General features: G+C 53.5%; 18 protein-coding genes. 13 read left to right on the top strand and 5 right to left on the bottom strand.

The annotated features are described in order from the left end of the window. Nucleotides 1-17 precede the first annotated feature (17 nt). Nucleotides 18-476 carry a hypothetical protein gene (locus RB298_RS06600; protein WP_486046444.1) on the bottom strand — a complete coding sequence of 153 codons (459 nt, stop codon included), beginning with the start codon at nucleotides 474-476 and terminating at the stop codon, nucleotides 18-20. A gap of 368 nt (nucleotides 477-844) precedes the next feature. Between RB298_RS06600 and RB298_RS06595 the strand changes: the two genes are divergently transcribed. From RB298_RS06595 to greA, 5 genes are all read left to right on the top strand, one after another. Continuing rightward, complete coding sequence (locus RB298_RS06595) at nucleotides 845-2278, top strand: PTS mannitol transporter subunit IIBC (protein WP_015738000.1); 1434 nt, start codon at nucleotides 845-847, stop codon at nucleotides 2276-2278. A gap of 72 nt (nucleotides 2279-2350) precedes the next feature. Continuing rightward, nucleotides 2351-4420, top strand: coding sequence for a BglG family transcription antiterminator (locus RB298_RS06590; protein WP_192570237.1), 2070 nt, complete (start codon nucleotides 2351-2353; stop codon nucleotides 4418-4420). A gap of 16 nt (nucleotides 4421-4436) precedes the next feature. Next, entirely contained in the window at nucleotides 4437-4877 is a 441-nt protein-coding gene (locus RB298_RS06585; RefSeq protein ID WP_009591149.1) for a PTS mannitol transporter subunit IIA, read from the top strand. Then, nucleotides 4874-6043 (top strand): mannitol-1-phosphate 5-dehydrogenase, encoded by a 1170-nt coding sequence (locus tag RB298_RS06580; RefSeq protein ID WP_192570238.1) that lies wholly within the window; start codon nucleotides 4874-4876, stop codon nucleotides 6041-6043. Before RB298_RS06585 ends, RB298_RS06580 begins: the two co-directional genes overlap by 4 nt. Before the next feature lie 237 nt (nucleotides 6044-6280). Further along, nucleotides 6281-6757, top strand: a complete 477-nt coding sequence (gene greA / locus RB298_RS06575) for a transcription elongation factor GreA (RefSeq protein ID WP_015737997.1) — start codon at nucleotides 6281-6283, stop codon at nucleotides 6755-6757. Nucleotides 6758-6878: 121 nt separating this feature from the next. Here the strand turns inward: greA and RB298_RS06570 are convergent, their stop codons facing one another. Further along, nucleotides 6879-8084 (bottom strand): MFS transporter, encoded by a 1206-nt coding sequence (locus tag RB298_RS06570; protein WP_486046441.1) that lies wholly within the window; start codon nucleotides 8082-8084, stop codon nucleotides 6879-6881. A 657-nt stretch (nucleotides 8085-8741) separates the two neighbouring features. Next, nucleotides 8742-9053, bottom strand: coding sequence for a hypothetical protein (locus tag RB298_RS06565; protein WP_096775663.1), 312 nt, complete (start codon nucleotides 9051-9053; stop codon nucleotides 8742-8744). A 162-nt stretch (nucleotides 9054-9215) separates the two neighbouring features. On the opposite strand from RB298_RS06565, the gene RB298_RS06560 reads away from it, so the two are divergent. From RB298_RS06560 to RB298_RS06535, 6 genes are all read left to right on the top strand, one after another. Next, nucleotides 9216-9572: a nucleotide excision repair endonuclease gene (locus RB298_RS06560; protein WP_015737994.1), complete on the top strand. Its 357-nt coding sequence runs from the start codon at nucleotides 9216-9218 to the stop codon at nucleotides 9570-9572. A gap of 61 nt (nucleotides 9573-9633) precedes the next feature. Next, nucleotides 9634-9792 carry a hypothetical protein gene (locus RB298_RS06555; protein WP_486046438.1) on the top strand — a complete coding sequence of 53 codons (159 nt, stop codon included), beginning with the start codon at nucleotides 9634-9636 and terminating at the stop codon, nucleotides 9790-9792. Nucleotides 9793-9843: 51 nt separating this feature from the next. Next, complete coding sequence (locus RB298_RS06550) at nucleotides 9844-10173, top strand: ArsR/SmtB family transcription factor (RefSeq protein WP_015737993.1); 330 nt, start codon at nucleotides 9844-9846, stop codon at nucleotides 10171-10173. A gap of 29 nt (nucleotides 10174-10202) precedes the next feature. Beyond that, a complete protein-coding gene (locus RB298_RS06545) occupies nucleotides 10203-10712 on the top strand; it encodes an SRPBCC domain-containing protein (protein ID WP_096775664.1) in 510 nt (169 codons plus the stop codon). A 259-nt stretch (nucleotides 10713-10971) separates the two neighbouring features. After that, complete coding sequence (locus RB298_RS06540) at nucleotides 10972-12033, top strand: LLM class flavin-dependent oxidoreductase (RefSeq protein WP_096775665.1); 1062 nt, start codon at nucleotides 10972-10974, stop codon at nucleotides 12031-12033. A gap of 101 nt (nucleotides 12034-12134) precedes the next feature. After that, on the top strand, nucleotides 12135-12596 hold the full coding sequence (locus tag RB298_RS06535; protein WP_486046468.1) for a hypothetical protein: 462 nt from the start codon (nucleotides 12135-12137) through the stop codon (nucleotides 12594-12596). 32 nt (nucleotides 12597-12628) lie between these two features. On the opposite strand, the gene RB298_RS06530 is transcribed toward RB298_RS06535, so the two are convergent. Together RB298_RS06530 and RB298_RS06525 are read right to left on the bottom strand one after the other, a co-directional pair. Then, entirely contained in the window at nucleotides 12629-13333 is a 705-nt protein-coding gene (locus RB298_RS06530) for a zf-HC2 domain-containing protein (RefSeq protein ID WP_486046435.1), read from the bottom strand. Further along, complete coding sequence (locus RB298_RS06525) at nucleotides 13330-13818, bottom strand: RNA polymerase sigma factor (protein WP_096775667.1); 489 nt, start codon at nucleotides 13816-13818, stop codon at nucleotides 13330-13332. Before RB298_RS06525 ends, RB298_RS06530 begins: the two co-directional genes overlap by 4 nt. A gap of 187 nt (nucleotides 13819-14005) precedes the next feature. Between RB298_RS06525 and RB298_RS06520 the strand changes: the two genes are divergently transcribed. Next, a complete protein-coding gene (locus RB298_RS06520; RefSeq protein WP_486046433.1) occupies nucleotides 14006-15193 on the top strand; it encodes an amino acid deaminase/aldolase in 1188 nt (395 codons plus the stop codon). Continuing rightward, nucleotides 15190-16524 (top strand): D-arabinono-1,4-lactone oxidase, encoded by a 1335-nt coding sequence (locus tag RB298_RS06515; RefSeq protein ID WP_486046431.1) that lies wholly within the window; start codon nucleotides 15190-15192, stop codon nucleotides 16522-16524. Before RB298_RS06520 ends, RB298_RS06515 begins: the two co-directional genes overlap by 4 nt. Nucleotides 16525-16610: the final 86 nt, after the last annotated feature.

Below are 16610 nucleotides of genomic sequence, written 5' to 3'. Positions count from 1 at the left end.
GATGATAGGTTTGGATGCTAGCCTCTTAATTTCCCCTTCACCAGCGTATGAAGCAACGTGGCAGCAATGCCGCAGACGCTGCCGACGACCGTACCGGTCACGATGCTGCTGATGAAGGCGAAGGTTCTGGTCAAAAAGCTGTTGGCTGCTGCAGGGAGGTCGGCCAGATTGCCCCCTAGAGCCGGCGGCGTTTCGAAGGCCATATTCCATAACAGCTGATGCGTAATGCCAAGAAAGAGCCCATAGACGGCTCCGATGGCCATTAAGGGCAGAAAAGGATGTTGAACGTGATGCCGCTTGCCGAGTACATAGAGTATCCAGACGATCGGGGGAATGAAGACAAGCAGCCGATTGATGATCCCGTGGGGATCGACCCATTGCAAATCGTGGGCAATGACGCGGGGAACGCCGAGCAATGCCAGCAGTATGATTGAGAGCATCGGCAAGCCGTTGTTATTTCTTCTTTGTATGTTCATCTCGCAATTTACCTCCGTAACCTTGAATTTAGATTCCCGATGTTAGCCGAGATGGTTTTAGTTTACCGAAGGCATGTTGTGAACTTATGACGAGGGTGTACGCAATCCGTGAATTTGAGCCGCTTCGGCTTGCAACTTGGAATATACAGGATCAAGGGGCAGGCTTGTTCTACGAATGAAACCGCGTCAGGACTGCATTTTCATAATGATGACATGATCCATTTAAAATTTGTCAACAATATTCTTGACGAAACCCGCTTTTCCTTTCGTTGAGCCTTTTGCCGGGCTGACTTAACATAGAGGTGTCAGATGAAAGCAACACTACAACATTCAGCTTTATTTTCAAATATGACTAGGAGGTCAGTACGATGTCCAACGAGACAAATACAAACGCTTCCAAAGGCATTCGCGTAAGGGTTCAGCAGCTCGGCCGGCTCCTTAGCGGCATGGTGATGCCGAATATCGGTGCGTTTATTGCTTGGGGCCTGATTACGGCGCTGTTCATCCCGACCGGCTGGTTCCCGAACGAGAAGTTGGGAGCTCTGGTTGACCCGATGATCAAGTATCTGCTTCCGCTCTTGATCGGTTATACGGGCGGACAGATGATCCACGGCAAACGCGGTGCGGTTATCGGTGCGGTTGCCACGGTCGGCGTTATCGTCGGTGCAAGTATTCCGATGTTCCTTGGCGCCATGATTGTCGGCCCTCTGGCTGCATGGGTATTAAAGCAGTTCGACAAGCTGATCGACGGCAAAATCAAATCCGGCTTCGAGATGCTGGTGAACAACTTCTCGCTGGGTATTATCGGCGGTGCGCTGACGCTGCTGGCCTACACCGGAATTGGTCCCCTTGTGCAGGGCATTACCAAAGTTCTTTCAGCCGGCGTTGACGTACTGGTCGATGCCAACCTTCTGCCGCTGGTCAACATTATCATTGAACCGGCGAAGGTATTATTCCTCAACAATGCGATTAACCACGGGATTTTCAGTCCTCTCGCTACAGAGGAATCGGCTCGGATCGGTCAATCCGTCCTGTATATGCTGGAATCCAATCCGGGACCCGGGCTGGGCATTCTTCTCGCCTTTTGGTTCTTTGGACGCGGTTCTGCCAGATCCTCTGCTCCGGGGGCGGTTGTGATTCACTTCCTGGGCGGTATCCATGAGATCTACTTCCCGTATATTTTGATGAAGCCGGTCCTCATCCTGGCCGCTATTGCGGGCGGCGTGGCCGGAACCTTCACCTTCCAGATTCTTGGAGCGGGACTCGTGGGACCTGCGTCGCCAGGCAGTATCCTTGCTTATTTCGCCATGGCGCCTAAGGGCGGCCTGGTTCCGGTGCTGGCCGGTGTCCTTGCTGCAACGGTCGTTTCCTTCGTGATTGCGGCACTGCTGCTCAAAACGGGTAAACAAACAGAAGAAGAGCCGAATTTGGAAGAAGCATCCGCCAAGATGAAAGAAATGAAAACCGGCGGCATGAACGACCAAGTTGCCCCAGCTTCTGCGGCTGTGGCCAATCTGGACAAAGACAACGTGAACAAAATCGTGTTCGCTTGCGATGCCGGCATGGGCTCCAGCGCGATGGGCGCCTCGGTATTGCGTAAGAAACTTCAGCAGGCAGGCGTCAACATTACCGTTGTGAATTCGGCGGTAAGCGAAATACCGGATGATGCGGATATCGTCATTACCCAGAAGACTCTCACCGAGCGGGCCATCGCCAAGAATCCGAATGCCGAGCATATCTCGATCGACAACTTCCTGAAGAGTCCGAGATATGACGAGCTGGTGGAACGACTCAAAGACTAACATAAGCTTGAACCATATGACACGCTGGCGTAATCACGCCGGCGTTGTCTCCATTTCATGAAGAAGGGAGCCATGGATCTGGGACACATTACTGCCCGCCAGCGACAAATCCTTCTGCTCCTCATGAGCAGGACCGATGGCATGACGGCTGCAGAAATAGCCGCTGACGTTGGGGTCAGCGTCAGGACGGTTCACCGGGAAATGGAGGAGATCGAGAAAGACCTGCAAGGTACGGGCGTTGTGCTTCTCAAAAAGTCGGGAACGGGCATCCGGCTGGAAGAAGAGAAGCCCGAAGGGATGTCCCTGCTGCGACGATCCCTGCTTGCGGGGAAGCCGGCCGATTATTCCGTGGAAGAACGCAAAATCCTCATGCTGTGCGCTTTGCTTGAGGCGGATGAGCCCGTCAAATTGTTTGCTTTGGCCCATAGTTTGAAGGTAACCGTCCCGACGGTGAGCAATGATCTGGATGAGCTGGAGCCGTGGATGAAGCGGTTTAACCTGAAGCTCATACGGCGCCGGGGCTACGGCATCGAGATCGACGGCGCGGAAGGGGTAAGGCGAAGGGCGATTGGCAGGCTCGCCGAGGAATATCTGGATTATTCCGATCTTGTCGGTGACGGATACAGCGACACGCGGGAGCCGGTGACGGCCCGGCTGCTGTCCATGATCGATAAACCGGCTCTGCTGGATGTAGAGAAAACCTTGTGGGATATGAATTGGGATTGGACGGAGGATCTTAGCGAAAGTGCCTACACTTCCACGCTGATCGCGTTATCGGTTTCCGTAAACAGGATCAAGCGGGGACGGGACATGGAAGCTGCCGATATTGCGAGCTACCCTCCTTCCTCTGTTTCCGTCGAGGAGGCGCGGGATTTTGTTGGTCGCCTCGGCGAGAAACTGGAAATGAATTTCCGCGAATCAGAATTGATCTATATCGCCCAATTGTTTGAGGCGGCAAAGAACATGTCCGAGGTCAGCGAGCTGGTTCATGCGGACGTCGAAATGGTGGAGATCGCCCATCGCCTGATTGAACGGGTTCAGGGGCGCACCGGCATTCCGTTCCAGGAGGACCGCACGCTGCGGGCAGGTCTGGTGGAGCACATCGGAGCTGCACTGAATCGGATTCGGGAAGGGACCCGGATCCGAAATCCGCTGCTCAGTCCGATTCGGAAGGATTATGAGGAATTGTTCGGGATCGTCCGGCGCTCGGTCGACGAGCTGAAGCTGGATTTAAGCATCCCGGATGAAGAAATCGGGTTTCTGGTTATGCATTTTGGAGCATCAAGCGAACGGCTGAACCAGCCGGAACACCATCTGAAGGCCATCCTGGTATGCTCCAGCGGTCTCAGCTCCTCCAGGCTTCTCGGGACAAGGCTGAATAAGGAGATGCCGCAGATCGAGGTGCTCGGCAACGTATCGTGGTATGAAGCGGCTCGGATCCCGAAGGAGCAATACGATCTCATCATATCGACCATTGATCTGCCGCTGCCGAAGGATCGATATGTAAGACTAAGCCCGCTGCTGACGGCGGATGATAAAGAGGCGCTGCTTCGATTCATCCAGAGCACATCCTTCGAGCCGGCCAGCAGCAGGGCTGCCGTCAGCCGAATCGAGGAAGATCGTAAAGCTGCATCTTTCGAGCGGCTCCGCATGCAGGCCGCCCTGATGAACGAAATCGTATCGCTTCTGGACGGCTTCCATGTCTACCATCTGGATAATCTTCAGAATGATTTGCAGGGAACTTTGAACGAGGCCTTGGCCAAGGTATATGAGCAAGGGGCTCTCCGTGATGCGGAGATGGTGAAGGAGCGCCTGCTTGAACGCGAAAGGATGGGTACCCAGCTTATTCCCGACACGACGCTGGCTTTATTCCATACGCGAAGCCGCTATATCACCTGGCCTTCGCTGTCCCTGTTCAGGCTGGCGCATCGAGCGCCGCTTGAGGATGGGGCCCAGGCGGGCGTCATTCTGCTGATGCTGGCACCGAAGCAGCTTCCGAAGGAAAGCCTGGAGGTGCTCAGCGAAATCAGCGCCATGCTGCTTCGCTCCGAGCTGATCGAGCTGATGGAGCGGGGCGGCGAGGAAGAGATTCGATCCTATTTGGCGGAAGAGCTTCAGCATTTTTTCAATCACAGACCATAGAAAGAGGGAGACTAACATGAATAACATACTGTCCAAAGATAAAGTCGTACTGAACGCAAAGGCTGACAGCAAGAGTGAAGCCATTCGCATGGCGGGGAACCTTCTGGTACAGGCAGGCCATGTATCGGCCGATTACGTGGATAAAATGCTGGAACGCGAAGAAATTGCGTCCACTTATATGGGCGGGGGACTTGCAATTCCCCATGGCACCAAAGAAGCGAAAGGCATGGTCATCTCCACGGGATTGTCGATCGTCCGCTTTCCGGAAGGCGTGGATTTCGGCGGAGACGAGCCGGCGTTCATCGTCATTGGCATCGCGGCTGCCGGCGGCGACCATATGGAGATTCTGACGAATGTGGCCATGATTTTCACGGATGACGAGAGCATCGAGAAGGTCATGAACGCTTCCAGCGAAGAGGAGATTCTGGCCATCTTCGAGGGAGGAATGGGCGCATGAAGGCAGTCCATTTCGGCGCGGGCAACATCGGACGCGGTTTTATAGGGCTCTTGTTGTCACAGGCCGGTTATGAGGTTTGTTTTGTCGACGTAAACGAAGAGCTGGTTTCAGAGCTGAAGGCGCGCGGGGAATATCCCGTAACCCTGGCCAGCGAAGGGCAGGAGACCACGGTGGTCAAAGGCATCACCGCTCTCAATAGCGCCTCGGAACCGGAAGCTGCCGCGCGCGCGGTAGCGGAAGCGGATCTCGTCACGACGGCGGTCGGCGTCAACATCTTGAAATTTATCGCCGGCACCATTGCCGAGGGGCTGAAGCTTCGGCTGCAAACGAACTCGGCATCGCCGCTTCATATTATTGCATGCGAGAACGCCATCGGCGGCAGCTCGCAGCTGAAAGAGCATGTCTATGGGAAGCTTGATGACGAGACGAAGCGTAAGGCTGATCGGCTCGTGGCTTTCCCGGATGCAGCCGTAGACCGGATCGTGCCGCTGCAGCAGCATGAGGACCGTCTGAAGGTCGTGGTGGAGCCGTTCTATGAGTGGGCTGTGGATCGCTCGCAGATGTTTGAGGATTATGTCCCCGTTGAAGGCATTCACTACGTGGACCGCCTGGAGCCGTACATTGAACGCAAGCTGTTCACGGTGAATACCGGACACTGCTCGGCTGCGTATGTAGGCTTTCTGAAAGGCTATGAAACGATCCAGGACGCCATGAAGGACGAGGCGGTGGCAGGCCATGTCCGCGCGGTGCTCGAGGAAACGGGAGCTGCGCTCATACACAAGCACGGCTTCGGTCCTTCCGAGCACCAAGCATATATTGACACCATCCTGGAGCGGTTCCGCAATCCCGCGCTGACCGACGAGGTGTCGCGCGTTGGCCGCTCCCCGATCCGGAAGCTGTCCCCGGGCGACCGCCTGGTCTCGCCGGCCATGCTGGCTTTCGAGAGCGGACTGGCGTATAAGAGCCTGGCGAAGTCCATGGCGGCAGCCCTGCTGTTCGATGTTCCGGAAGATCCGGAAAGCGTGGAGCTGCAAGCCTCCGTTCGGGATATCGGCGTAAGCGACACGGCTTCCCAATATACCGGCATTGCCGGAGAGCATCCCATCATGGGTGAGGTAATGGAGCAGTATGAGGCCTTGAAGGCCGAGCTCGAAGCGAATGCATAATCATTGGAAATATAATGATGGGCCCCTGATCCTCTTCGCGGAGATATCAGGGGCTTTATGCATAGCGGGGAGTTCCTCATGCTTCAGGATGTTGTGCGCTTTGTTGGCGCTTATCGTTGGAAACCATAAGGAACTAAATTCCAAATATTCCATCCATAATATTTCAGAAAATTTTCGCTAATTTTCGAAATAAAGAGTACACTAGAAGTAAGAATCTACAAATTGGATGTGATGAGCATGGCAGAAGAATTGATCTTGACCCAGGAGGGCTATGACAAACTCCAGGAGGAACTTGACGATCTCAAGTATGTAAAACGCAAAGAATTAGCGGAACGGATCAAGCTCGCGATCAGCTATGGTGACTTGAAGGAGAACAGCGAGTACCACTCAGCCAAGAACGATCAGGCATTTATGGAAACGCGCATCATCATCCTGGAAAAAACGCTTAACAGCGCCCGGATCGTCGACGCTAAGGATGTAAGCTCGACCACGGTCAACGTCGGTTCGAACGTCGTTCTGAACGACATCGAATTTGGCGAGAAGCTTGAATATCAGGTGGTAGGCCCCGCAGAAGCCGACGTATCCAATAACAAAGTTTCCTATGAAAGCCCGCTCGGCAAAGCGCTGATGGGCAAAGCGGTAGGCGACCAGGTCCATGTGGAAGCGCCCATGGGCATCGTGAAATACGAATTGTTGGAGATCAAGGCGCTGTAATCGCCGATGGATCAACGAATATATAGATGCAAAAGGCGTAACCGGGTGCCGCATGTCCGGTTACGCCTTTCTTATGCTCGTCCCGGTTAAGGGATCGGCTTTTCATGCCTGTTGGAGCCCTTTAAACATTAGCCGTCACGGCCTTGCGCTCATACATATAGCAGGCTGCTCCCAGAATGAAGGCGAGCCCTACCAATCCGGCGCCCACCCAAGGCAGGGCCGTTAAGCTTAGATGCGTAATGACCAATCCCCCGATAAAAGCGCCCGCCGCATTTCCGAGATTGCCCGCGGAATGGGTTGCTGTGGAGGCCAGTGCAGGAGCGGATTGGGCCAGACTCATCACGCGCACCTGCATTCCCGGCATAACGGCGAAAGAGGCGGCCCCCCACAGCACGATGGTCAGCACAGCCGTGACCGGGTGATGGATGGTCACCGTGAGGATGGTCAGAATGACGGCCGTCGCAAAGTAAACGCCCAGGATGGAGGGCAGCAGTTTCCAGTCCGCCAGCCTGCCGCCTACGATGTTGCCTACGGTCACGCCGATACCGAACAGGATCAGAATCCAGGTGACGCTGGGTTCCGCAAAGCCCGTGATCTCAATCAGCAGGGGCGCGATATAAGTGAAGACGGCGAACAGGCCGGCATTGCCAAGCGCGCCGATCAGCAGGAAGAGAAGAAGCTGGGGTCTAATGATGGCCGTGATCTGCTGAACGATGCTTGTCGCTTGCTCCTGCCGTATCTTCGGTATGAAGATCAGGATGCCGATCAATGCCAACACGCCCATGACGGCAATCGCGCCGAATGAAGCGCGCCAGCCCATCGTTTGGCCGATGAAGGTACCGATCGGAACCCCGATGATATTGGCTATCGTTAATCCCGCCATCATGATGGACACCGCTCCGGCACGCTTGTCCGGCCGCACCAGATTGGATGCGATGACAGCGCCCACGCCGAAGAAGGTCCCGTGGGTCAGCGCGGTCAGCATCCGGGCTCCCATCAGAACGGCATAGTTCGGAGCGAAGACCGAGATGCCGTTGCCCAGGATGAACAGGCCCATGAGCAGCAGTAACAGCTTTTTCTGCGGAATTTGGTTAGTAAGGACGGTCAGAATAGGGGCTCCTACGGCTACCCCGAGGGCATACATCGTAATCAGCTGCCCGGCAGACGCGATGCTGACATTCAGATCATCGGCTACATTGGGGAGGATCCCCATAATGACAAACTCCGTCATGCCAATGGCAAATGCGCCCACGGTGAGAGAGAGTATAGAGATGGGAAAGGGTTCTTTGCCGCTTTTTTCCCCAGTGGCATGTTGCGAAATATCCATGGTGTTCAAGTCAACCTTTCTGCTCTGTATGTTAAAGATATAATCCCAATCTCCATTATCGGTTTTATAGAGGGACTGTTACATATTATTTAACGTAGCGGGAGGATAATCAAGAACTTTATTTTTCGTAAAACAGGGGCATCCTGTTAAGGTAGACTCTTCCATGAACAGGAGCTTGTCCGTCATGTAAGAGCTTAAGAGCGCCATTGCAGGCGCTCTTCCCATAAGCAGGCGCTATAGAGGTGCCTGTGGGAGCGGATTGACCCATTCCTTTTGATATAAGAGCATCAGAAACAGGTGAACGACTCGATACTTCTTAAGTCGAGCCCTGAATATACCCACATCCATCCCGTCCAGCGGAAGCCGGCCACCGAGGTGCGGCCCACAAAAGTCGGGTAAAACCAGAAGCCGGGTCCACGTGTCGGCCAAATATAGGTATTTCTGAACAAACAGCCCCTGATCGCTCCAGGATCAACTGCGAAGGTACTGGCCATAGGCTGTTGGGGGACAGATGTTGGAGGCGGGGATGAGGGCCCTTGCATCGGTCCCTGGGGTCCTTGCGGCGGCATAAATGCCATGAGGATTCACTCCTTAATCGGGTTTTTAGGTTTGGAAGTGCGCGGGAGACTTGCCGAACTACAATGTAAAGCCCTTCTTCTAGATGTAAAGCAAGGTGATGACAAGCAATTCGAAGAGGACAAGTGGCAGGATTACATTGTTATAGTAACTGGGACCGAAGCCGCGCTGGTTTCCGTATCCGGGCATGCTCAAATACAGAATCCCTTTCTCGCAATGCATAATAGTGCCTTCAAAGACATCGCCGTCAAGCGTTTCGACGCGAACCAGCTGATTCGCATGCTGCTTGCATAGATGGTGGATATGATCGCGAACCGATTTGATGTTGTGCTTCATGCTGGGTTCAGCTTGATATAAGGTTTGCTCCTGGTGTCCGGGATATTGAATGCTCATATGGAAAAGACCCCCATCGTGAATTAGTCATACATAATCCCATCCTATGCAAATGCCCAGAGAAGGGTGTTAAGGGTCTGTTGAATTTCCCGCATGGGCAAATGAGCCGATCAGTGATACGATTTAGGTCAATACATTGAATAGAGGAAGTGAACGTTAGCCATGATCGATATAACCATCCCCAAGCCGGACGTCACCATAACCAAGCAGGATGCTCCGGAACTGAGCCATATTTACGGATTTACGGATTTCCACCTGATTCCGAGAGACCGGGGCGGGATTTTCATGTTCTACAACAGCAAGGAGGAGCTTCTGTTCGTTGGCAAAGCTAGAAAGCTGAGACCTCGGATCAAGAAGCATTTTGAAGATAGCGTCTCCCCGATCAAGGAGCATCGGAATGAAGTGACGAGCATCGAGGTTTGCGTCATTGAAGACGCGGTGCATAGAGAGATATATGAAACCTATATCATTAATGAATTCAAGGCCAAATACAATGTGGACAAGGTGTTCTTTCGATAAGGAATACGAACGGTAAAGCGAAGAGGGGCAATAAGCGAGGTCAGGTAAGGAGCCGCGTTTGTTGCTTTTTTTGCGCTGTAATAAAAATAAATTGAAAAAACATCTAAATATTCCTTTACACGAATATTCCATTTGTGGTATATTGAAAACAAGAAAAACGGCAGCAAAAAAAGAAGCCGAAAAAAGAGGTGATGATGGTGACGGGAACAGAGAGAGTTGACAATCGCCGTAAACGCCATAACAGCGGGTCTGTACCGGTCATCACGACAAGATGGAACTGACAACATTTAACGCATTAGCCGAACCAAGCCGTTTTCGTATCGTGAATCTCCTGCAGAAGGGGCCGCTTACGGTAGGGGAAATCGCCGAACGTCTCGACATTCGGCAGCCTCAAGCCTCGAAGCATTTGAAGGTACTGCTGGATGCCGGACTGGTCGAGGTAAGGGCGGATGCGAACCGACGGAATTACATGCTGCGGTCGGAGCCGTTTCAGGAATTGGACCGTTGGCTCGATAATTACCGCCGCATATGGAACGAACGGTATGACAACTTGGATGATTACTTGGAGAAGCTGCAATCGGATATGAAGAAACAGGAGTAAACACCATCTAATTCGAGGAGGAATATATAATGACAAGCAAAATGATTACACGGGTAGAAGGTCAAGTGATCGTACTGGAGCGCGTATTTAATGCACCAAGAGAGCTGGTATTCAAGGTGCTTACCGATGGAGAGCATCTGAAGCAGTGGTGGGGGCCTCGCGGATGGGACATTACGGTATCCGACATGGATTTCCGTCCTGGCGGCCAATGGCATTACTGCATGAAGTGCATGGATCAGAATCAAGGGGATTTCTACGGCATGGAATCCTGGGGCAAATCGGTCTACCAGGAAATTGAGGAGCCGGAGAAAATCGTCTATATCGACTATTTCTCGGATGCGGAAGGCAATATTGCGGAGGGCATGCCCGCAACCACGGTGACGATGACGTTTGAGGAAGTGGATGGAAAGACCAAGCTGGTCAATCGAGGTGTATATGAATCCGCTGAAGCGCTCCAATCGGTATTGGATATGGGAATGGAAGAAGGCATTACCCAAACCTGGGATCGCTTGGAGGAATACCTGGCATCGAAACAATAAGCCCATTTCAAATGCATCGTTAAAAGGTAAAATGCATGGCCGGAATCCGTATGGATCCCGGCCATATTTAGATTTCCTATGCATCGAATCCACCGATTTCACGTTATCAGTTAACTTGTAACTTGAAAAATCCGAACCAAAAGTTCAATATAAAGATAATTGCAAGATGATTAACGATATGGACTGCCCTGGGCGGGAAGCATCGATAACCTTTGCCTGCGGTTCTGACCGCGGCAAAGGATAATAGGAGGAAAACATAATGGAAATTGGGGTTAGCTCGTTCGTGGAGACGTGGCCGGATGTGAAGACCGGCGAAGTGATGAGCCATGCGCAGCGGCTGCGCGAGGTGGTTGAGGAAATCGTCCTGGCCGATCAGGTGGGATTGGATGTGTATGGCGTAGGGGAGCATCACCGCAAGGATTATGCGGCGTCTTCGCCTGCGGTCGTTCTTGCCGCGGCTGCGTCGCAGACGAAGTGGATTCGGCTGACCAGCGCGGTGACGGTGCTGTCTTCCGCGGACCCGGTACGGGTCTTTCAGGATTTTGCTACCTTGGACGCGATTTCGAACGGACGCGCGGAGATTATGGCCGGCAGGGGTTCGTTCATCGAATCGTTCCCGTTATTCGGCTATGATCTGAGTCATTATGACGAGTTGTTCGAGGAGAAGCTGGAGCTGCTGCTCAAAATCCGCGAGTCGGAAAAAGTCACCTGGCAGGGCGAGCATCGTCCGGCGATCCATAACTTGGGCGTCTATCCTCGTCCGGTTCAGAACCCGCTGCCGGTGTGGATCGGAAGCGGAGGCAATTCGGAATCGGTCGTGCGGGCAGGCCTGCTCGGCCTCCCGCTGGTGCTGGCGATTATCGGCGGCAGTCCCCTGCAGTTTGCGCCGCTGGTCAAGCTGTATAAAGAAGCGGCAGCTCATGCCGGGCATGATGTGTCGAAGCTGCCGATCGGCTCGCATTCCCACGGATTCATTGCGGAAGAAACCGAGCTGGCCGCGGACAAGTTCTTCCCTTCGACCCAAGCCAGCATGAACGTGCTGGGACGGGAGCGGGGCTGGGGATTCTATGACCGCGCAAGATTCGATGCGGCCCGCAGCTTCGAAGGTGCGCTGTATGTAGGGGATCCTGAGACGGTGGCCGAGAAAATCATTCACCTGCGCAAGCATGTGGGCATTACCCGCTTTATGCTGCATGTGCCTGTGGGAACGATGCCTCACGACGAAGTCATGAGAGCCATCGAACTGCTGGGAACCGAAGTCGCCCCTCGGGTCCGGAAGGAAATCGACCGCTGGGAAGCGGCTGGCGAGCCTGCGGAGTAAGCAGAATTACTTTTTGACGATATGAAATGAAGACGCATGTAACTTTTTCCGGCACGAGTTCGTCTATGACATAAACAGGCGGGGCGGTGTACATCTTGCGGGTGGCCAGATATTTTGTGTTGTGGTTCGTCTTTATGTTTCTGTTTACCGATGCTGTCGTAGGCTTGGAGTATATCGAAGGATACAAGATCACGACGACGGAATATTTCGGCCTTCGTAATGCGGGTTTTGTTCTGATGATTATTCCGATTCTCATATCCTCGCTACTATACCCAATGATCGTGCTCCCTTTATCGTGGCTCATGGGCATGATTCGATGGGGCAGAACTTCACTCATCCTGTACGCCCTGCTGTATGCCGTGATGTGGGCTGCCGCCGGGACAGTGCTGTTCTACGAAAGCTATGATGATCGATTCATACAGGAATATGAACTACATGTCAGCACCGCGGTCATTCTGTTTGGTGTAATCGGCTTGATCTACGGCGGGATCGAGCGGAAGGTTCTGCGTAATCATCCGGCCGGCTCGGTTAAGGTTCAAGAAAAGACCATGGGAAGCCATTAGGGCATCCGATGGTCTTTTGATTAAAAATATACTTATTCGTCGCTCCTGAACTGCATCTCGACGGACTCGCTTGCCGGCGGCAGCTCCATGCCTTGTTCCCAGATCAGAACCCGGTCATCCGGCGTCCCCAAATAGAGGGCCTTGATCTGAACGCCGTCGCCAAAGCTCTTCTCGTAGGCATTTCGTTCTTCAATATCGTTCGTATAGTACATATTGGACAGTCCCATATCCGCGAATTTTTTAGATTTGATGATGGGACGCTTGGGTGTCACATAGAAGTTTCCTTCCTCATCCGTATCGTAGCTGGCTTGGTTAACATTATAGCCGTCGGTCATCTTCACGTGATAAGCAATGCGCCCATCCTTCAGCTGGCTGATATCGGATACCTGCATCACGCGGGTCGGCACGCTTGTAATGTTCCATTCGAACAGACCCGCATATGCCAGGAACAAGAGACCGACTGCTAAGCAGCTGATCAATAGACCTTTGGTAAACGAGATCCATTTGGTGCGCGACCACTGGGCCGCAACTTGCCTCAATCCGGCTCCTTCATCCTTGTTTTGCTCCATCGTATGGGTGGGCAGCGATATTGGGGAGCTCATATGGCTCAGCACCTCCCGGCAAGCCGGGCAATCCGCCAGATGCTCTTCTACCAAGGTTTTGGTGTCTGCGCTGCACACATCATCATGGTACAAAGGCAGCAAATCCTGAATAATCTCGCACGATATTCGGCTCACGATTGATTCCCCTCCTTGTACAGGCTTTGGATTTTTTGCTTGGCTCGAAAGAAGGTGACTCTTGCCCAGCTCTCGGTTTTTCCAAACAGCCGGCTGATTTCGCCAAAAGACAATTCCCCGAACACTCGCAGCGTAAACACCTCTTTATACGGCTCGTCCATCCGGTGCAGGATTTGATGGATGCGAAAAGCCTCAGCCCTTTCCACGGTTTGCCATGCGATATCCTGACCGCTGCCGTGGTCGATCTGCGGGGCCGGCTCATACCGCTTTTGTTTATCAAGATAGGAGAAGTATGTATGTTTAGCGATTTGGCATAGCCACACGCTCAGCTTGCATGTGCCTTGAAACGAATCGATATGCTTCAGCGCTTTGAAAAACGTCTCCTGCGTGAGTTCTTCCGCAACATGCTCGTCTCTGCTGAGCGACAGCAGAAACCGATACACGTCTTGAAAGTGTTGATGGTAGATCTGGTGCAAATCCGTCACCTGCTCACCTCCTTGCCTATATGACCGGGCCATGGCCGATTCGTTACAAGAATCCGCGAAAAAAGTTAACTGTAGGCTGGGCTCTTTTTTATTTGTACGGATGGTGGTATGCAGAAGGATAATCCGTTACCTTCGAGAATATCATGTGGCATAGGCGTGAGGGAAACGGGAAGGTGTTGATGTAGGGGTGTCGACATACGAGTATTATAAAGAGATTTTCGCGGAGATTCCGAAGCCGTTCGCCTTGGTGGATCTGGACATGCTGGACGACAATGCCGAAGCGATTGCACAAGCGGCTGGGGGTAAGAAAGTGCGGCTGGCCAGCAAGTCCATCCGCTCCGTGGACGTGTTGAACCGTCTCCTTCGTTCGAACCCGATCTTTCAAGGAATCATGTGTTATACGGCAGCGGAGGCCGTATTTCTGGCGGAACAGGGCTTTGACGATCTGCTGCTGGGATATCCGCAGTGGCAGCCGGAAGCCATTCGCTCCATCGTGAATCTGGTCGGCGAAGGTCGCAGCATTACCTTCATGGTGGACAGCGTGGAGCATGTCGAGCACATCGAACAGTTCGCCAAACAACAGCGGACCGTGATTCCATTATGCATCGATGTGGATATGTCGGTCCAATATCCAGGTCTGCACTTCGGTGTATGGCGATCGCCCGTCCATTCGTGGGAGGGCATGTACCCGATAGTGGAGCAGATTATCCGCTCTCCATGGCTCCACCTGGACGGCATCATGGGGTACGAGGCGCAGGTAGCAGGCGTTGGGGATAACGCAAACGGTAAGCATATGAAGAATACCATGGTCCGGTGGCTGAAAAGCCGCTCCATCGTTGAAGCGGCCAAGCGGAGGAAAGAAGCCGTGGAGCGGCTTGCCGCCATGGACCTTCGGCTCCGCTTCGTGAATGCAGGGGGAACCGGAAGTTTGGACAGCTCCCGGGAGGAAGCTTGGGTAACCGAAATTACGGCCGGCTCAGGCTTCTATGCGCCGGGTCTGTTCGATCATTATGCCTCGTTCCGTTATAAGCCGGCAGCGGCCTATGCCGTAGAGGTGGTTCGCATCCCGAAGGCAGGGATCGTGACCTGCATGGGAGGAGGCTACACGGCATCGGGTACGGCAGACAAGGATAAGCTGGCGAAGCCTTACTTGCCTTCGGGATTGAAGCTGTTCCCGCTTGAAGGGGCCGGGGAAGTGCAGACGCCGCTGCGTCTGCCTGCCCATGTGGAGCTTGGCCTGGGAGACCCGGTGTTCTTCCGCCATGCGAAGGCCGGCGAGCTGTGCGAACGGTTCAAGGTGCTGTATGCGGTCTCGCAAGGCCGTATCGTAGGCGAATATGCAACCTATCGCGGAATGGGGGAGTGTTTTCTATGAAGCAGGTCCAGTGGTCGAATTGGTCGGGATCGGTACGAGCCAATCCAAGAACGGTGTTGTATCCTGCCTCCATAGCGGAAGTCGAAAAAGTGGTCCGGATGTGCCGGCAGGAGGGCAGGCGGCTGCGAGTGGTCGGTTCAGGGCACTCTTTTACCCCCATTGCGGCATCCGAGGACTGCCTGATCTCCTTGGACAGGATGCAGGGCCTGGTCCATGTCGACGCCGAAGCCCGAACCGCCACCGTGTGGGCAGGGACGAAGCTGAAGCTGTTGGGCGAGCTGTTGTTTCGGCAGGGGCTGGCACAGGAGAACCTGGGGGATATTGATGTTCAGTCCATTGCCGGCGCCATTAGTACAGGGACGCATGGTACGGGCCGGGCCTTCGGGAATATATCCACGCAGGTTGTCGGAATGACGGTGGTCACCGGTACGGGCGAGGTGCTGGTGTGCAGCGGGGAGTCGCACCCCGATTGGTTCAAGGCGCTGCAGGTATCCTTAGGTACGCTCGGCATTATCGTGCAAGTGACGTTGAGGCTTGAGCCGGCTTACAAAATCGAATATGAAAGCCGGAGAATACCGCTCGACGAATGCTTGAAACAGCAGACGCGATTGGCGGAGGAGAACCGTCACTTCGAGTTTTATTGGTTTCCTTACGCAGAGCCGTGCCAGATCAAGCTGATGAACAAGACGGACCAAGAGGTGAGGGAGCATCGGATCAAGGATTATATCAGCGACGTGTTGGTGGAGAACACCTTCTTTGGGCTGATCTCGGAGCTGTGCCGCAAGCTGCCCAAAGCAAGCCCGTATGTGAGCCGTCTCTCGGCGTCGCAGGTTCCGCTGGGTCGCAAGGTGAATTACAGCCACCGGTTATTCGCGACCCGGCGGCTCGTTCGTTTCAACGAAATGGAGTATAACATTCCCGCGGAGTCGATGAACGCGGTCATTGAAGAGATGCGTGAAGAAATGTCGCGAAACAAGTACCATGTGCATTTCCCCGTAGAATGCCGTTATGCCAAGGGCGATGATATTTGGTTAAGCCCTGCCTACGACCGGGATTCCGCCTATATTGCGATCCATATGTACAAAGGCATGCCGTATGAAGATTACTTCAGTGCGATGGAGCACATCTTCCTGCGGTACGGCGGCAGGCCGCATTGGGGAAAAATGCATCATCTCGAGGCTGCTCAATTGAAGGAGCTGTATCCCATGTGGGAAGCATTCCGCGCGGTTCGGCAAGAGCTGGACCCGGACGGTATCCTGCTGAGCGATTATATGGGCAGACTGCTTGATGTATCTGGGCCGATTTCCGATTCGTTCAGTGATATTGGATAGAATTCACAACAGATTTGATACCCAATTGAAATTGCCGCATAGATCGCATACCTGGTTCGAATCGCCCTTGAGATGGCAGACCACCT

Source organism: Priestia sp. BR_2 (genome assembly GCF_041954005.1).
GTDB classification, from domain to species: domain Bacteria; phylum Bacillota; class Bacilli; order Paenibacillales; family Paenibacillaceae; genus Paenibacillus_AQ; species Paenibacillus_AQ lautus_A.
This window is presented reverse-complemented; position numbering and strand designations above follow the sequence as displayed.